General features: G+C 64.6%; 14 protein-coding genes and 2 tRNA genes. 11 read left to right on the top strand and 5 right to left on the bottom strand.

The features are described from left to right. The first annotated feature begins 50 nt into the window (after positions 1 to 50). The gene (locus C4E04_RS11660) at positions 51 to 767 is read left to right on the top strand and encodes an amino acid ABC transporter ATP-binding protein (RefSeq protein WP_371682063.1); all 717 of its coding nucleotides are present in this window, start codon (positions 51 to 53) and stop codon (positions 765 to 767) included. A 149-nt stretch (positions 768 to 916) separates the two neighbouring features. Here the strand turns inward: C4E04_RS11660 and sseA are convergent, their stop codons facing one another. From sseA to C4E04_RS11640, 4 genes are all read right to left on the bottom strand, one after another. Next, positions 917 to 1,771 carry a 3-mercaptopyruvate sulfurtransferase gene (sseA, locus tag C4E04_RS11655; RefSeq protein WP_109597647.1) on the bottom strand — a complete coding sequence of 285 codons (855 nt, stop codon included), beginning with the start codon at positions 1,769 to 1,771 and terminating at the stop codon, positions 917 to 919. Between the two features lie 30 nt (positions 1,772 to 1,801). After that, entirely contained in the window at positions 1,802 to 2,515 is a 714-nt protein-coding gene (locus C4E04_RS11650) for an alanyl-tRNA editing protein (protein WP_109597646.1), read from the bottom strand. 77 nt (positions 2,516 to 2,592) lie between these two features. After that, positions 2,593 to 4,059 carry a deoxyribodipyrimidine photo-lyase gene (locus C4E04_RS11645; RefSeq protein WP_109601047.1) on the bottom strand — a complete coding sequence of 489 codons (1,467 nt, stop codon included), beginning with the start codon at positions 4,057 to 4,059 and terminating at the stop codon, positions 2,593 to 2,595. 86 nt (positions 4,060 to 4,145) lie between these two features. Beyond that, a tRNA-Asn gene (locus tag C4E04_RS11640) sits at positions 4,146 to 4,220 on the bottom strand. Between the two features lie 244 nt (positions 4,221 to 4,464). Here C4E04_RS11640 and C4E04_RS11635 point away from each other — a divergent pair. The 5 genes from C4E04_RS11635 to C4E04_RS11615 all read left to right on the top strand — a co-directional run bounded on the left by C4E04_RS11635 (position 4,465) and on the right by C4E04_RS11615 (position 10,345). Then, positions 4,465 to 4,538: transfer RNA gene (locus C4E04_RS11635), tRNA-Cys, on the top strand. A gap of 21 nt (positions 4,539 to 4,559) precedes the next feature. Further along, positions 4,560 to 5,222, top strand: coding sequence for a protein-L-isoaspartate O-methyltransferase (locus C4E04_RS11630; protein ID WP_109597645.1), 663 nt, complete (start codon positions 4,560 to 4,562; stop codon positions 5,220 to 5,222). 237 nt (positions 5,223 to 5,459) lie between these two features. After that, positions 5,460 to 6,815 (top strand): TolC family outer membrane protein, encoded by a 1,356-nt coding sequence (locus C4E04_RS11625; RefSeq protein ID WP_109601044.1) that lies wholly within the window; start codon positions 5,460 to 5,462, stop codon positions 6,813 to 6,815. A 129-nt stretch (positions 6,816 to 6,944) separates the two neighbouring features. Then, positions 6,945 to 7,544 carry a PopZ family protein gene (locus C4E04_RS11620; RefSeq protein WP_245416086.1) on the top strand — a complete coding sequence of 200 codons (600 nt, stop codon included), beginning with the start codon at positions 6,945 to 6,947 and terminating at the stop codon, positions 7,542 to 7,544. A gap of 92 nt (positions 7,545 to 7,636) precedes the next feature. Beyond that, positions 7,637 to 10,345, top strand: a complete 2,709-nt coding sequence (locus C4E04_RS11615; protein ID WP_109597643.1) for a valine--tRNA ligase — start codon at positions 7,637 to 7,639, stop codon at positions 10,343 to 10,345. 253 nt (positions 10,346 to 10,598) lie between these two features. Here C4E04_RS11615 and C4E04_RS11610 read toward each other — a convergent pair whose 3' ends face one another. After that, positions 10,599 to 11,945, bottom strand: coding sequence for an Nramp family divalent metal transporter (locus tag C4E04_RS11610; RefSeq protein ID WP_109597642.1), 1,347 nt, complete (start codon positions 11,943 to 11,945; stop codon positions 10,599 to 10,601). A 289-nt stretch (positions 11,946 to 12,234) separates the two neighbouring features. On the opposite strand from C4E04_RS11610, the gene C4E04_RS11605 reads away from it, so the two are divergent. The 5 genes from C4E04_RS11605 to C4E04_RS11585 all read left to right on the top strand — a co-directional run bounded on the left by C4E04_RS11605 (position 12,235) and on the right by C4E04_RS11585 (position 16,507). Beyond that, positions 12,235 to 14,238 (top strand): acetyl/propionyl/methylcrotonyl-CoA carboxylase subunit alpha, encoded by a 2,004-nt coding sequence (locus tag C4E04_RS11605; protein WP_109597640.1) that lies wholly within the window; start codon positions 12,235 to 12,237, stop codon positions 14,236 to 14,238. A 54-nt stretch (positions 14,239 to 14,292) separates the two neighbouring features. Then, positions 14,293 to 14,730, top strand: coding sequence for a DUF1489 family protein (locus tag C4E04_RS11600; RefSeq protein ID WP_109597639.1), 438 nt, complete (start codon positions 14,293 to 14,295; stop codon positions 14,728 to 14,730). Between the two features lie 11 nt (positions 14,731 to 14,741). Further along, on the top strand, positions 14,742 to 15,014 hold the full coding sequence (locus tag C4E04_RS11595) for a hypothetical protein (protein ID WP_162559364.1): 273 nt from the start codon (positions 14,742 to 14,744) through the stop codon (positions 15,012 to 15,014). 155 nt (positions 15,015 to 15,169) lie between these two features. Next, positions 15,170 to 15,451 (top strand): hypothetical protein, encoded by a 282-nt coding sequence (locus tag C4E04_RS11590; RefSeq protein WP_245416085.1) that lies wholly within the window; start codon positions 15,170 to 15,172, stop codon positions 15,449 to 15,451. Between the two features lie 387 nt (positions 15,452 to 15,838). After that, positions 15,839 to 16,507, top strand: a complete 669-nt coding sequence (locus tag C4E04_RS11585) for a DnaJ domain-containing protein (RefSeq protein WP_371681991.1) — start codon at positions 15,839 to 15,841, stop codon at positions 16,505 to 16,507. The last annotated feature ends 53 nt before the right edge of the window (positions 16,508 to 16,560 follow it).

The following is a 16,560-nucleotide window of genomic DNA, read 5'->3' as shown; positions in this document are numbered from 1 at the left end:
TGCAACAGACCCGCCCCGCCGCCGATCCCGCCGCGGAATCCGCAGTGCAGATGATCGGCGTTCATAAGTGGTACGGCGAGTTTCACGTCCTGCGCGACATCAACCTGGATGTGCGGCGCGGCGAGCGCATCGTGGTCTGCGGGCCCTCGGGTTCCGGCAAGTCGACGATGATCCGCTGCATCAACCGGCTCGAGGAGCATCAGAAGGGACGCATCATCGTCAACGGCACAGAGCTGACCAGCGACCTCAAGCGCATCGACGAGGTGCGGCGGGACGTGGGCATGGTGTTCCAGCACTTCAACCTGTTCCCGCATCTGACGATCCTCGAGAACTGCACGCTCGCGCCGATCTGGGTCAAGAAAATGCCCAAGAAGGAGGCTGAGGAGGTCGCCATGAAGTACCTGACCCGGGTGAAGATCCCGGAGCAGGCCAACAAGTATCCGGGCCAGCTCTCGGGCGGCCAGCAGCAGCGCGTGGCCATCGCCCGGTCGCTATGCATGAACCCGAAGATCATGCTCTTCGACGAGCCGACCTCGGCCCTCGATCCGGAAATGGTCAAGGAGGTGCTCGACACCATGGTGGGCCTCGCCGAGGAGGGCATGACCATGCTCTGCGTCACCCACGAGATGGGCTTCGCCCGCCAGGTGGCGGACCGGGTGATCTTCATGGATTACGGGCAGATCGTCGAGATGAACACGCCGGACGAGTTCTTCAAGAACCCACAGCACGAGCGCACCAAGCAGTTCCTCGCCCAGATCCTGCACTGATTCGGCGAAACGCTCTGCCGCCTTTCTCCGCGAGAGCAGGAGCGCGGCTTTCCTTGTCATCCCCGGGCTTGTCCCGGGGATTTTCATTTTGAAGCGCCGTGGTTGCCAGCGTGTGGATAGCCGGGACGGAGCGGGAGGAGGCCTATCCCTTATCGCGTACGGGCGGGACCGGTCTCGATCGGCAGGTCGTCGCGTGCGCCCCATTCCGACCAGGAGCCGTCGTAGATCGCCTCAGGTGGGTGGCCGAGGCGCTCGAAGGCGAGCGCGATGATGGCGGCCGAGACGCCTGAGCCGCAGCTGGCGATGATGGGCCTGGTCAGGTCGATCCCGGCCTCTGTTACCGCTTGCTTGAGCGACGCCTCATCCTTGAGGCGACCATTCTCGACGATGTCGCCCCATGGGAGGTTGAGGGAGCCGGGAATGTGTCCCGCACGGAGCCCCGCCCGTGGCTCCGGCGCTTCGCCCCGAAACCGATCCGCCGCGCGCGCATCCACGATCTGGGCCGAGCCCGATTGCAAGGCGCCCAGGATCTGATCGGCATCGGCAACCGCTTTCCGGTCGAGCCTCGCCGAGAAGGTCTTTGCCTTGCGCAAGGGCTGCGGACCTTGCGTGAGCGGGCCGCCTTCAGCCTTCCAGGCGGGCAGGCCGCCTTCGAGAATCCGCACGTCCTGTGTGCCGAAAATACGGAATGTCCAGGCAACGCGCGGCGCGGAAAACAGACCGAGGCCGTCGTAGACGACCACCGTCATATGGTTGTCGATTCCCAGAGCGCCGGCCGCGGCCGCGAAATCCGCTTCGGACGGAAGCATGTGCGGCAACGGCGAAGAGCCATCCTTCACCTTGTCGAGGTCGAAACGAACGGCGCCGGGAATGTGCTCGGCAAGATATTCCGCATCCGCGTCCCGTTTCTGCGCGGGCAGATACCAGGATGCGTCAATGATCACGACGTTGGGGTCGTTCAAATGCTCTTTCAGCCAGGCGGCGGAGACGAAGGAGGCGGACATTCTGGAGCTCGGCCTTGATGAAGAGGGGTTTCAGTCAACCAGCGAAAGGCGGACGCGGCGGTTCTGCTTGCCCTTCTTCTCGATGTCCGTGATCGTGACAGTTCCGATCTCACCAGTCCGACGGACGTGGGTGCCGCCGCAGGGCTGGAGATCGATGCCTTCGATGGCGACAAGGCGGACCCGGCCGGAGCCACGCGGCGGCTTCACCGACATGGTCTTCACGAGGCTCGGATTGGCGTCGAGTTCCTCGTCGGTGATCCAACTTTCCGTCACGGCCGCATCACGGGCGATGAGCGCATTCATCTTGTCGGTCAGCTCACCCTTGTCGAGGCCTCCGTCCGGGATGTCGAAATCGAGCCGCCCGTCGCCGTCGCCGATGGCTCCGCCCGTGACCGGGTAGGGAAGGACCACGCTCAGGAGATGCAGGGCGGTGTGGACCCGCATGCGCTTGAGCCGACGCTCCCAGTCGAGGGCGACTTCCACGGAATCGCCAGGCGAGAGGCCGGCGGCAGCTTCCGCCCCGATGAGATGGACGATCTGCGTGCGATCCGCGGAATAGACCGTGTTGGTGATGGCCGCTTCCCCGCCCGAATGGCGCAGCAGGCCCACGTCGCCGGGTTGGCCTCCGCCCTGCGCGTAGCAGACGGTTCGGTCAAGAACGATGCCGCCCTCCGGCGTTACGCCGACGACCTTGGCCTGGCAGGTCTTGGCATAGGCATCGTCGCGAAAGAGGAGCTCGGTCATGGCAGGTCCGGAATTAAGTGTCAGGGTCGCCGCCCTAGCGGCAGGGGCGAGATGCTGGGCCCAAGAGGCGAGCTCGGTCAAGCCGAATCGCCGCTTCCGGGCTGCAATGCGCGCAAGGCCCGGTATGCGTCGAGGGCGCGCTCACGGGCTGCAGCATGGTCCACTATGGGAAGAGGATAGGTCTTGCCGGGCACGATTCCCGCCTGTTGCAGGATCTCGCGCGGCGCCTCCCAGGGCTTGTGGATATGCGGGGCCGGCAGGCCCGCGAGTTCCGGCACATAGGCACGGATATAGGCCCCGTCGGGATCGAATTTCTCGCCCTGGGTTACGGGATTGAAGATGCGGTGGAATGGCGAGGAATCCGGCCCCGAGCCGGCGATCCACTGCCAGTTGAAGGCATTGTTGGCAGCGTCGGCATCCAGCAGCGTGTCCCAGAACCAGGCCTCCCCATGCCGCCAGTCGGTCAGGAGATGCTTCACGAGGAAGGATCCGACGATCATCCGGACGCGATTGTGCATCCAGCCTGCCTGCCAAAGCTGACGCATCCCTGCATCGACAATCGGATACCCGGTCCGGCCTTTCTGCCAGGCAATGAGGGAGGTCAAACCGTCGGCCCATCGAAATCCTTCAAAGCGCGGGTCGGATGGAGCCGTTGCGAGATCGGGATCGTCATAGAGCTGCTGGTGGCAGAAGTCGCGCCAGACGACCTCGCTCAGGAACTTCGCCACATGGCTTTCGCTCCCATCGCCGCGCATCTTCGCGGCGTGCCAGATCTGGCGCGGGCTGATCTCTCCGAAGCGGAGATGGGGAGACAGGCGCGACGTTGCTTCCGCGGCCGGAAAATCGCGCCGGACGGCATAGCCGCCCAGATCCTCCTCAAGGAATTCCGTCAGCCGATCACGGGCGCCGTCCTCGCCCCGGCACCAGATGGCCGAGAAGGGCGCAGCCCAGTCCGGATGGGTTGGCTCGAGCCGGAGATCCGCCAGGGAGACGCTCGATTCGAGAGCCGCGGAAGGCCATTGGCCGGGCTTGAGTCCCTTAGGGCGGGGCAGGGGGGCGGTGATCGGCCTTGCCGCAACGGCGCGGAGATAGGGGGTGAAGACCCGATAGGGCCGGCCGGCCTGATTCTGGATCTGCCACGGTTCGTGGAGGAGGCGCCCATTGAAGCTGCGGACGGCGATTCCCCCGCCGCTCAGATCCGCCTTAACGGCGCTGTCTATGGCAATCTCGGCCGCCTGATAGCGACGATTCCAGAAAACGCCTGAGGGATTCGCGGTCTCGGCAAGGCGCCTCATCACCCCCTCCGCCGGGCCCCGAAAGAGAACCAGGCGGCTTCCGAGACCCCGCAGGGAGCGATCGAGGGCATGGAGCGAGCCGTGCAGCCACCAGCGGGCGGCGGAGCCGATGGGGCGCAGGCCCTGCGACGATTCGTCGATGATGGCGAAGCAGAGGAGGGAGGCTCCGCTCTCGACGGCGGCGCTCAGGGCCGGATTGTCGGCCAAGCGGTAATCGTCGCGAAACCAGACGAGGGCAGGACCGGTCAAGCTTTTCTCCTGGAAGCGCCATTCGAGGAACGGGCCAGGGAAATCGGGCGCGCCCAACCGGGAGTCAATTGCTTTCGAGGGAAGGTTGGCTCCGGCGGTAGGATTCGAACCTACGACCAACGGATTAACAGTCCGCTGCGCTACCGCTGCGCCACGCCGGAATATGCCATGCCTACTTGCGAAAGGGATCGGTTCGCCCTTCGCCGGCCGGAAGCTCTGGAGATCCAGACGCCGCGTCGGCCTGAGGTGGGGTGGCATATACCACGGGTTCGGCCGCTTGCAAGCCCCTTGCGTCGAACTCGTGACATAAAATGGGTCCATGCCATTTGGGGTCAAACGGGCAGTTGCCCTTTGGGGTCACGCTCTGCTATGGAGCCCCCGTCGCGATCGCGGCACGCCCCGGATGGCCTCGTGGCGGAGTGGTTACGCAGAGGACTGCAAATCCTTGCACCCCGGTTCGATTCCGGGCGAGGCCTCCATCCCATCTTCTGAGGCAATCCATGGTCGATTTCTCGCAAGCGCGCCGGACGATGGTCGACAGCCAGCTGCGCACTTTCGATGTGAATGACGTCCCAGTGCTGGATGCCATGGGGAGCGTTCCCCGGGAGCGCTTCGTTATCCCGGGCCGCGAAGAGCTTGCCTATATCGATCAGAGCATTCTCGTCAGCGACGGCGCCGAGCGCCGCTTCATGGTCACCCCCATGGTTCTGGCTCGGATGATCCAGGAGCTGCGAATCGAGCCCGGCGAGAAGGTGCTCGATGTTGCCTGCGGCCGGGGATATTCCTCCGCGGTCTTCTGCGAGCTCGGCGCCAAGGTGACGGCTCTGGAGGCGGACGCGACGCTTGCCCAGACGGCCAAGCAGATTCTCGACGAGACCGGATTCGGATCCGTGACGGTCGAAGCGGGCCCTCTCGACAGGGGTATTCCGGTCGAGGGTGGCTATAATGCCATTCTGATCAACGGCGCCGTGGATGTGCGCCCGGAGGAGCTGCTGCGGCAGCTCGCAAACGGCGGACGTCTCGTCTGCGTGAAGGGGCGCGGGCGTGCCGGACGGGCGACGCTTTATGTGCGCTCGGACAGCGCCATCAGCGAGCGCGCCCTCTTCGATGCGGCCGCTCCCATGCTGGCGGCCTTCGAGGCAAAGCCGGGCTTCGTTTTCTAAGTCTCCTCCATGGCGCGAACAGTGTCTCATTTTTGCGCCACATCCCCAATAATCACCTTGCGAACTCTTCGGTGCGATTGCCGTGAGCCCTGCCATCGGTATTGTTTCGCTTTGAGTCGTTTTGGTTAAGAAATTCAATGCTAAGGTTGGCGGGTCGAACCGCTATATTTGACCGACAGGCAGGTGGGCGTGAACGAGAAGCGATTTTGGAACAAGGGCCGAGCATTCTTCGGCGCCATGGCCTCTGTCTTCGTGCTGGCAGCCGCCTCGGGCGCTTCGGCCGAGACGTTGGATAGTGCCCTCGCTCGCGCCTATGGCAACAATCCTTCCCTGAACGCCCAGCGCGCCAGCGTCCGGGCGACGGACGAGAATGTGGCTCGCGCCAAGTCGGGCTACCGCCCCCAGGTCAACGCCTCCGCGGATATCGGCCGTTCCTACTCGAATGTGAACCGCCCCGCGCGGACGGGTACACCCGGGGGGGAGAATTTTCTGACGCCTCGCGGCTACGGGATCGAGATCGAGCAGTCGATCTTCAACGGGTTTCGGACCGTGAACTCGGTCCGTCAGGCCGAATCGTCGGTTCTCGGCGCCCGTGAGACCCTCAGCAACAACGAGCAGAACACCCTGCTCGACGCTGCGACCGCCTATATGAACGTCCTGCGCGACACGGCGATCCTCGATCTCCAGCGCAACAACGTTGAAGTGCTGGACGAGCAGCTGCGCCAGACCCGCGACCGCTTCAACGTGGGCGAGGTGACCCGGACCGACGTGGCCCAGGCGGAATCCCGCCTCGCAGCCTCCCGGTCCCAGGTCAGCCTCGCGGAATCGAACCTGCGCACCAGTATCGCCCAGTATCGACAGGTGGTCGGCGTCGAGCCGCGCTCCCTGGCGCCCGGCCGTCCCCTGGACCGTCTCCTGCCCAAGTCGGTCGAGACGGCGCTGAAGGTTGCCCTCAACGAGCATCCGGCCATCAAGGCCTCCGAGCACGGGGTGGATGTGGCCGAGCTGCAGGTGAAGATCGATCAGGGCGCTCTCGCGCCTCAGGTCGGCGTGCGCGGTACGGTGGCCCAGCGCTATGACAATCAAATTAGCGACGACAGGGCCCTGTCGGCCTCCGTGGTGGCTCAGCTGACGGTGCCGATCTACGACGGCGGCGTCGCCTATGCGACCACCCGGCAGTCCAAGGAAACCGTGGGCCAGCGCCGCCTCGAGGCCGATTCGATCCGAGATCAGGTTCGGGCCGCAGTGGTTTCGACCTGGGGGCAGCTCGAAGCTGCCCGCGCACAGATCGTGGCGGCCCAGGCACAGATCGACGCTTCCGAGACGGCGCTCAACGGCGTTCGCGAGGAGGCCCGCGTCGGCCAGCGCACCACCCTCGACGTGCTCAACGCACAGCAGGAGCTCCTGACCGCCCGCGTGAACCTCATCACGGCGCAGCGTGACCGCGTGGTCGCCTCCTATGCGGTCGCCCAGGCCATGGGCCGTCTCACCTCGCGCAGCCTCGGCCTTGCGGTGAACCACTACAGCCCGAAGATCCATTACGATCAGGTCAAGGACCTGTGGGGTGGCCTGACGACCCCTGACGGCCGCTGATCAAGCCGCGAAAAGGCGGGCCGCATCCCCTACCAATCGATGCGGCCTCGCTTGCTTCTCCCCGTGCCCGTGAAATACTGAACGCACCTGAAAGCGTTTGATTCTAAACTTTTCGAGCGGATGCGGCGTATGAGTGCAGTCAATGCGAAGGTCCATGAGCCTTCGATGGAAGAGATCCTGGCGTCCATCCGGCGCATCATCGCCGATGATCAGGAGGAGCTGCGCATCGTCGAGACCGCTCGGCGGAATGAGTCAACCTCCTTTCGCACTTTGCGCGATGCCCCAGACGCTCAGGTGATCCCGCTCGCCTTTTCCGATGAGCGTGACGCTCCCGAGCCTTTCGCGATCGACCCTGAATCATCGGACGACGAGGCTCCGACCGCTGAGACCGTAGCGCCCATGGCGACCGACAGAGCTGCTCCGCGGGGTGATCTGAGGGCGGAAATATCCTCTGGAGAGCATGAAACTCAGGAGGCTGCTCCTCTGGTTGCGGAAGCGCCAATCTATCCGCAGGACAATCTTCTCTCCGGCGCGGCCGGTGCCTGCGTGGCCGATGCCTTCGGCCGTCTCGGCGCCACCCTGTCCGACAAAAGTCCTCAAACCATGGAGGACTTCGTCGCCGCGCTGCTGCGCCCGCTCCTGCGCGACTGGCTCGACGAGAATCTGCCGTCCCTGGTGGAGCGGCTCGTCCAGGCTGAGATCGAGCGCGTTTCACGCGGACGCCGCTGAGATTTCCACCCGTCGGTTGACTTCGCCCGATCCGTCCGGTTTGTAGCCGTCATGACGCGCGCGCCTTTCGCGCCAAACTGCCGGTATTCACCATGATGGACAAGACGTTCGATCCCGCCGCCGTCGAGGCGCGCATCTCCGCCCGCTGGGACGAGGCCGAGGCCTTCAAGGCCGGCCGCGCGGATCGCCGGGATGCTGCCCCCTACACGATTGTCATCCCGCCGCCGAACGTGACGGGCTCGCTCCATATGGGGCACGCCCTCAACAACACGATCCAGGACATCCTGTGCCGGTTCGAGCGCATGCGCGGGCGTGACGTGCTCTGGCAGCCGGGCATGGACCACGCGGGCATCGCGACCCAGATGGTGGTGGAGCGCCAGCTCATGGAGCGCCAGATCCATCGCCGCGACCTGGGCCGTGAGGAATTCATCAAGCGCGTCTGGGAGTGGAAAGAGGAATCCGGCGGCCGCATCAAGGACCAGCTCAAGCGCCTCGGCGCCTCCTGCGACTGGTCGCGGGAGCGCTTCACCATGGACGAGGGCCTGTCCCGCGCCGTGCTGAAGGTCTTCGTGGATCTCTACCGGCAGGGTCTGATCTACAAGGACAAGCGCCTCGTGAACTGGGACCCGAAGTTCCAGACGGCGATCTCGGATCTTGAGGTCCAGCAGGTCGAGGTGAAGGGCAACCTCTGGCATATCCGCTACGCAATCGACGGGATGCCGGACCGTTCCATCACGGTCGCCACCACCCGTCCCGAGACCATGCTCGGCGACGTGGCCGTCGCGGTCCATCCAGAGGACGAGCGTTACAAGGATCTGATCGGCAAGTTCGCCGTGCTGCCCCTGGTCGGGCGCCGCATCCCGATCGTCGCCGATGAATATTCCGATCCCGAGAAGGGGACCGGCGCGGTCAAGATCACGCCGGCGCATGACTTCAACGATTTCGAGGTAGGCAAGCGCCATCAGCTGCCGCTGATTAACATCTTCGGCACCGAGGCACAGCTGACGCTCAAGGGCAACGAGTCCTTCCTCGCCGATCTACCGGCCTCGGCGGATCTCGATGCGGTCCTCGCTCTTGAGGGCTTCGACCGCACGGAGGCACGCAAGCGCGTCGTGGCCCTGCTGGAGGAGCGCGGCGTCCTGGTCGAGGTGGAGCCGCACACTCACATGGTCCCGCACGGCGACCGCTCGGGCGTCGTGACCGAGCCCTATCTCACGGACCAGTGGTACGTGAACGTGAAGCCCCTCGCGGACCGCGCGCTCGCGGCCGTGCGCAAGGGCGACACGAAGTTCGTCCCCGAGAACTGGGAAAAGACCTATTTCCAGTGGCTGGAGAACATCGAGCCCTGGTGCATTTCCCGCCAGCTCTGGTGGGGCCACCAGATTCCGGCCTGGTACGACGAGGACGGCAACGTCTTCGTGGCGCACAGCGAAGAGGACGCGAAGGCCGAGGCCCGCGCCCGGCACGGAAAGGACGTGCCTCTGCGGCGCGACGAGGACGTGCTGGACACCTGGTTCTCCTCCGCCCTGTGGCCGTTCTCCACGCTCGGCTGGCCGGACGAGACGCCGGAACTCAAGCGCTACTATCCCACCAACACTCTGGTGACGGGCTTCGACATCATCTTCTTCTGGGTCGCCCGCATGATGATGATGGGCCTCCACTTCATGGAGGAGGTGCCCTTCGACACGGTCTACATCCACGCCCTCGTCCGTGACGAGAAGGGCGCCAAGATGTCGAAGTCGAAAGGCAACGTCATCGATCCGCTCGAGGCCATCGACCAGTACGGCGCCGATGCTCTGCGCATGACCCTCTCGGCCATGGCGGCCCAGGGCCGCGACATCAAGCTCAGCCTGCAGCGCGTCGAGGGCTACCGCAACTTCGCGACGAAGATCTGGAATGCGGCCCGCTTCGCCGAGATGAACGAGTGCCGCCGCGTTGCCGGGTTCGACCCGAAGGCCGTGACCGAGACGCTCAACAAGTGGGCGCTGAGCGAATGCGCCAAGGGGATCGCCGAGGTGGCGGCGGGTATCGAGGCCTACAAGTTCAACGAGGCGGCGCTTGCGGCTTATCGGTTCGTCTGGAACGTGTTCTGCGACTGGACTCTGGAACTGGCGAAGCCCGTTCTGCAGGGGCCTGATTCTCCCGCCAAGGGCGAGACCCGCGCCACCATCGCGTTCATCCTGGACGAGATCTGCAAGCTCCTGCATCCCTTCATGCCGTTCCTGACCGAGGAGCTCTGGGACGTGAAGGGGCAGGAGGGGCCGAAGCGGGAGACCATCCTGGCGCTCGCGCCCTGGTCGCGCCTCGACGATCTCGTCGATCCGGCTGCCGAGGCGGAGATCGGCTGGGTGGTGGACCTCGTCACGGAGATCCGCTCCGCCCGCTCCGAAACCAACGTGCCGGCGGGCGCGCAGATCCCCCTCGTCCTCGTCGCGTCCTCGGCGGATGTGCGAGCCCGCGCCGGGCGCTGGGGCGACATCGTCAAGCGCCTTGCACGCCTGTCGGACATCGCATTCGCGGACGCCGCACCGAAGAGCTCGATCCAGCTCCTCATTCGCGGTGAAGTGGCGGCGCTTCCGCTCGAGGGCGTGATCGATCTCGCGGCGGAGCGTGCCCGTCTCGCCAAGGAAATCCAGAAGCTCGACGCCGAGATGGGCAAGATCGACGCCAAGCTCGGCAATGCGGATTTCCTCAAGCGCGCCCCCGAGGAGGTCATCGAGGAGCAGCGCGAGCGCCGCGAGGACGCCGCGACCCGCAAGGCCAAGATGGAAGAGGCCCTGAACCGCCTCAAGGAGGCCTGAGGTTGTTTCTCAGCCGTTGTCTCGTATCATCCCCGGGCTCGTCCCGGGGATTTGCGTTTCTGAGTGCCAAGGTCGGAAGATCATACACCGTCATTCCGGGTCGGCGCAGCGGAGCCCGGAACCCATAACCGCTGACAGTTCAGAAAAGGGAGCTGCGGCTATCGCGATGTATTGTTCTGAAACGCTGGTGTTTGTGGGTTCCGGGCTCGCCATCGGCGCCCCGGAATGACGGTGGCTCTCTCCCGGCTGCCGCTTACTCCAGCACGAAATCCACCAGCAACTTCATGTTCAGCACGACGATCACGGCTGCGATCAGAACCGAGACGGCGGTGAGCCAGCGGGGGGCCACGAGGGCGCCCATCTTGCGCCGTGAGGCCGTGAAGGCCACCAGGGGGATGACCGCGAAGGGCAACTGGAGGCTCAAAACCACCTGGCTCAGGATCAGGAGCCTGGCCGTGCCGCTTTCTCCATAGGCGATGGTGACGGCAGCGGCTGGGACGATGGCGATGCCGCGGGTGATGAGGCGGCGCAGCCAGGGGGGCATCCGGAAGTCGATGAAACCCTCCATGACGATCTGGCCGGCCATGGTCGCCGTAACGGTGGAGTTCAGGCCGCAGCAGAGCAGGGCGATTCCGAACAGGGTGGGCGCGATGGCAGCGCCTAGGAGCGGTTCGAGCAGGGTATGTGCCTCGCCGATCTCGGCAATCTCGGTCCGCCCCGTCTTATGAAAGGCCGCAGCCGCGAGGATCAGTAGGGAGGCATTGATCGTCAGGGCAAACATAAGCGCGATAGTGGAATCCAGCGTCGCATAGCGAAGCGCCTCCCGCTTCTCCGGCAGGCTGTCGCCATAGGCCCGTGTCTGGACGATGCCCGAATGCAGGTAGAGGTTATGGGGCATCACGGTCGCACCCAGGATGCCGAGGGCGAGATAGAGCATATCCGGGTTGGTGACGATGTCCGTGGTAGGGACGAACCCGCGCAGAACACCGCCCCATTCGGGATCCGCCAGGGCGATCTGGATGCCGAAGCACAGGGCGATCACGCCGAGCAGGGCGATGACGAAGGCCTCGACCCAGCGGAAGCCGAGATTCTGAAGATAAAGGATAAGGAATACGTCGAGCGCCGTGACGACCACGCCCGCCTCGAGCGGAAGCCCGAAGAGCAAGTTGAGGCCGATGGCGGTGCCGATGACCTCAGCGAGGTCGGTGGCGCAAATCGCCAGCTCGGCCAGAGCCCAGAGAACCCAGGAGACCGGCTTCGGATAGGCATCGTGGCACGCCTGGGCGAGATCCCGTCCTGACGCAATGGCGAGCCGCGCGCACAGGGCCTGGAGCAGGATTGCCATGATGTTGGAGATGAGCGCGACTGAGAGAAGGGCGTAGCCGTATTTCGAGCCGCCAGCCAAGGAGGTGGCCCAGTTGCCCGGATCCATGTAGCCGACGGCGACGAGGTAGCCCGGCCCGAGGAAAGCCGCTGCACGGCGCCACTTGGAGCCCGGACGCACTGCGATCGAACGGCTTACCTCCGGCAGGGGAGGCACGAGCCGCTCACGGCGCCAGCCGCTATCGGAAGCGAGGGAGGAGGGGCGCTGGGCGTCCATCTGTTTCTTTCTGCAGTTGCGAATTAGTTGCAATAAAAAGCTAGCGGGCATTCCTGTTCCCGACAAGGGGCTTTTTCTGGGAGAGCCATGATTCTTGAAGAGAACGTCCGTGAAACTGGTCATGTTGGGATCTGACCAAACGAAAACCGGAGGCTCCCTGGCCAGATCTGCAGCTCTCCGGGGGCGGGGAGGTGGGCCGCACCGTGCCTCTTCGGGGCGTGACAAGCGCCGCCGGGTTTGCTCTAGGTGATGGCATAAACGGGCCCGGCCCGCGATGTGGAGAGTGTCCATGCTCGAGAGCGTCCTAATCGCCAATCGCGGCGAAATCGCCTGCCGCATCATCCGCACAGCGCAGCGGCTCGGCATGCGGACTATCGCGGTCCATTCGGAGGCGGATGCCGGAGCGCTGTTCGTGCAGATGGCCGACGAGGCGCATCTCATCGGTCCGGCTCCGGCCCGGGACAGTTATCTGCGCATCGACAGGATCATCAATGTCGCCAAGCGAACGGGCGCGGCGTCCATCCATCCGGGCTACGGCTTCCTATCCGAGCGGGCCGAGTTCGCCGAGGCCTGCGCCGGGGCCGGCATTGTGTTTGTCGGCCCGCCCGCATCCGCCATCAACGCCATGGGCCTGAAGGACGCCGCCAAGGCGCTGGTGCAGCAGGCGGGCGTTCCGGTCGTGCCGGGTTACCATGGGGCGCAGCAGGAGCCCGATTTCCTGCGCCTGAAGGCGGACGAGATCGGTTATCCGGTACTCATCAAGGCGGTCGCGGGCGGCGGCGGCAAGGGCATGAAGCGGGTTGAGCGCGCAGCCGATTTCGAGGCGGCCCTGGAAAGCGCGCAGCGGGAGGCTGCGAGCGCTTTTGGTGATCCCCGCGTCCTCGTCGAGAAATATGTGCTCTCGCCGCGCCATATCGAGATCCAGGTTTTTGCCGACCGGCACGGCAACGTGGTGCATCTCTTCGAGCGTGACTGCTCCCTGCAACGTCGCCACCAGAAGGTGATCGAGGAAGCTCCTGCTCCAGGCATGACGCCCGAGATGCGCGCCGTCATGGGCAAGGCCGCCGTCGAGGCGGCGCGCGCGGTCGGCTATGTGGGTGCCGGCACGGTGGAGTTCATTGCCGACGGGCGCGAAGGGCTTCGATCCGACCGCTTCTATTTCATGGAAATGAATACGCGCCTGCAGGTGGAGCATCCGGTCACGGAGGCGATCACCGGCCTCGACCTCGTGGAGCTGCAGTTCCGCGTCGCGTCCGGCGAGGTGTTGCCCTTCGGGCAGGGTGATCTCGGGATCGACGGTCATGCGGTCGAGGCACGCCTTTATGCTGAAGACCCCGAAAAGGAATTCCTGCCCTCGACCGGCAAGCTCTGGGCGCTCGATTTTCCTGAACATGAGGGGCTTCGCGTAGATACGGGCGTGCAGGCCGGGGACGAGGTCACGCCGTTCTACGATCCGATGATCGCGAAAGTCATCGCCCACGCGCCGACGCGCGGGGAGGCGCTGGAAAAACTGGCTGAAGCGCTTGGGCAAACCCTCGTCGCCGGCCCGAAGACCAATGTGGCGTTCCTGAAAAAGCTCTGCGAGGCGCCGCAGTTCGGGGCAGGGCAGTTCGACACGGGTTTCATCGACCGGAATCTCGATGCGCTCGGCGCTGTCCCGCACGGGGTGGATGCGGAGGCGGTCCGCCTCGGCGTGCTGAAGCTCATCGACATGGAGCTCGATGCAAGAGGCTATCATGCACTCATGAGGAATGGTTCGGCATCCTCGCCCTGGGACGAGCAAGACGGCTTTCAACTCGGCGGAGCGCGCGAACAGGGTTTGCCCGTGGATGTGGACGGTGAGCGGATCGACGTGGCCGTGCAATGGCCCGTACCCGGCGATGCTCATACGGACGAGGAGCTGGTCGTCTCGTGGGGCGGCAAGGCCTCGGGCATGGTCTCCGACTACCTGTCGTCCGACATGCGCGGCCTCGTGCCGACCGAGGAGGGCGTGATCGTGGTCCGCGCCGGCCGACAGACCCGCGTCTCTCCCTACGATCCCTTCAACGTGGATCTCGAGCACCTCAATGGCAGCAATGCCGTCAAGGCACCTATGCACGGTAAGCTCGTCGCGTTGTTCGTGAAGCCGGGCGAGCGTGTGGGGAAGGGCCAGCGGCTCGCCATCGTCGAAGCCATGAAGATGGAGCATGCACTTGTGGCGCCTGCCGACGGCGAGGTGGAAGAGATCGCCGCCGAGCCAGGGATGCAGGTGGCTGAGGGCGCACGGCTCATCGTTCTCAAGATGGAAGAGTAGGATGCGGCGGCACGTCCGATTCTCGACACGGCGCCCTTATGGTTCGATAGGCTTATGCCGCTTCACCTGATCAAGCTCTGCGTTGGTTGCGATTCGATCTCGGATCTCGAGGAATGGATCGAGGAGAACCGGGCGCATCACCGGCGCCTGGGCCGCGACTACGAGCAGACCCACACCACCCGCATGGTACCCAAGCGTATGGAGGAGCTGCTCGACAGCGGCTCGCTTTACTGGGTCATTCGGGGGCAGGTAGCTTGCCGGCAGAGGCTCCTCGACATCCGTCCGTTCACGGATAGTGATGGGATCGGCCGTTGCCGGCTCGTTCTGGAAACGAAGATCGTGCCGGTCGAGCCGCGGCCGTATCGGCCCTTCCAGGGCTGGCGATATCTCGCGGTCAAGGAAGCGCCCCGCGACATTGACAGCCGGGCAGGCGACCTGGCTACGATGCCGGAGGATATGCGCCGTGAACTGGCCGAACTGGGGCTTCTGTGACGATGACGGGCTTGGGACGACTTTCTTTCACCCTCGGGTCGCTGACGATCCTCGCCCTGGCCGGCAATGCACCGGCGGCTGCAAAGGAATGCCGCATGCCGAAGGCGCCGCCCGGCGTGGCGCTTCAGGTGCCGCCGGAATGCCAGCAGGCCGAAGCCGCGAAGCGTGACACGAGCCGATCGCCGGAACACCTGCGAAGCGGAAACGGCTTCATCGATCTCGGGAGCGGAACGCAGGTGCGAATCGGCGGCCGCGTCCGTGCCGAAGCAGGCTTCCGGTATTAGTCTTTCGACCCAGCCTCCCTCATGGAACCGCAGAGCCGCGATTCGCATTGGCTTTGCAGTTCGGTTGAGTGGAGGTTGCGATGCTTTTGACCGCATCTGAAGGCCGGCACTGGCGTTATGAAGTGTGTGAGCATGCGGATGGATATCTCGTCCAAATGCGCGATCTGGAAACCGGCGACCTGGACGAGGAGTTCTCCACAATCTTCCGGACCCTTCCCGTAGCCTTCGCTTATGCGGAGATGTCTGCTGCGTACGAGCGCTTTGCCGCGTGCGAAATCGAGCATGTGGAGGACGAACAGATCGAGTTCGATGTGGAAGCGACGGAGCGACACTTCATCGATCTCAGCGACCGCCTCCATGACGTGGGCATCAACGGCATCGCCGTTCAGGCCTGGGAGCGCGAGAAGCAGCTCACCACTGTCCGCCTCCTCCATTAAGACCGCTGTCCGCAGGGTGCGCACAGAGACTCGTTTGGTGTTCACCCTGCGGCCTGGAAAAGTGGTGAGACTTCACCCTAGAGCATCGTGCGGAAAAGTGGACCCGGTTTTCCGCCCCGAACGATGCTCCAGCCCAGAGAAGAAGCATCGGATTGATCCCAAAAGTGGGTCCACTTTTGGGTCCGATGCTGTAGCGGCAAGAACTGATCCCGCCTGATAAGAAAGTCTTCGTTCGCCTGTAGCGGACGCCTCCACACGGCGACCCGGTTCAGCGAGCTTCTCATTGCCGCATGGCCCTGGCCGAAACGCCGGAAGCTGTGCGAGGCTCCTGACTCGTCATTTACATCCGGTCGGACGCCGCCCACATGAGGAGCGGGAACGAAGAACATGATGCTGCTCTATGGGATTGCTCTCGCCGCCCTCGTCTGGTGGCTTGCCAAGGTTTTCGTGCGGACCGACGCTGCAGCGGTTGCCAAGGCGGTCAAGATCGTCGGTGGCATCCTGGCCCTCGGGGCAGCTGCGCTCCTGGCGGCGCGCGGGCGCTTCGATATGGCTCTACTGCTTGGCGGGTTCGGTGCCTGGGCTCTCGGCTGGTGGAACGGCGCCGCTCTGCCCTGGCGGCGGGCCGGGAGATCGAACGGCCGGTTCTCGCGGATCCGTTCTGCCATGATCGAGATGGAAATCGACCATGCGACCGGGGCTCTCGGCGGCTCCGTCCTGGCCGGGTCCCACGCGGGGCGCAGCCTGTCAGACCTCGACCAATCGGGCCTTCGCAAGGTTTACGAGGAATGCTGCACCTTCGATCCCGAAGGCGTGGCGCTCCTAGAGGCTTATCTTGACCGCCGGTTTTCCGGCTGGCGTGAACACGCTCAGCGCGATGGCGACACGCGGACGCGCACTCATGCGCAGACGGGCGCGATGTCGAAAGATGAAGCCTATCAGGTCCTGGGGCTTCAGCCGGGCGCGAGCGTCGATGAGATCCGACATGCGTATCGGACGCTCATGAAGAAACTCCATCCCGACCAGGGGGGACGGCGCACCTGGCGGCGCGGGTAAACGAAGCCAGAGAGATCTTGTTGAGCCGACATCGCTGATACTCCACGCGCGAT

This window comes from Microvirga sp. 17 mud 1-3, from assembly GCF_003151255.1.
Taxonomy (GTDB): Bacteria; Pseudomonadota; Alphaproteobacteria; order Rhizobiales; family Beijerinckiaceae; genus Microvirga.
This window is presented reverse-complemented; position numbering and strand designations above follow the sequence as displayed.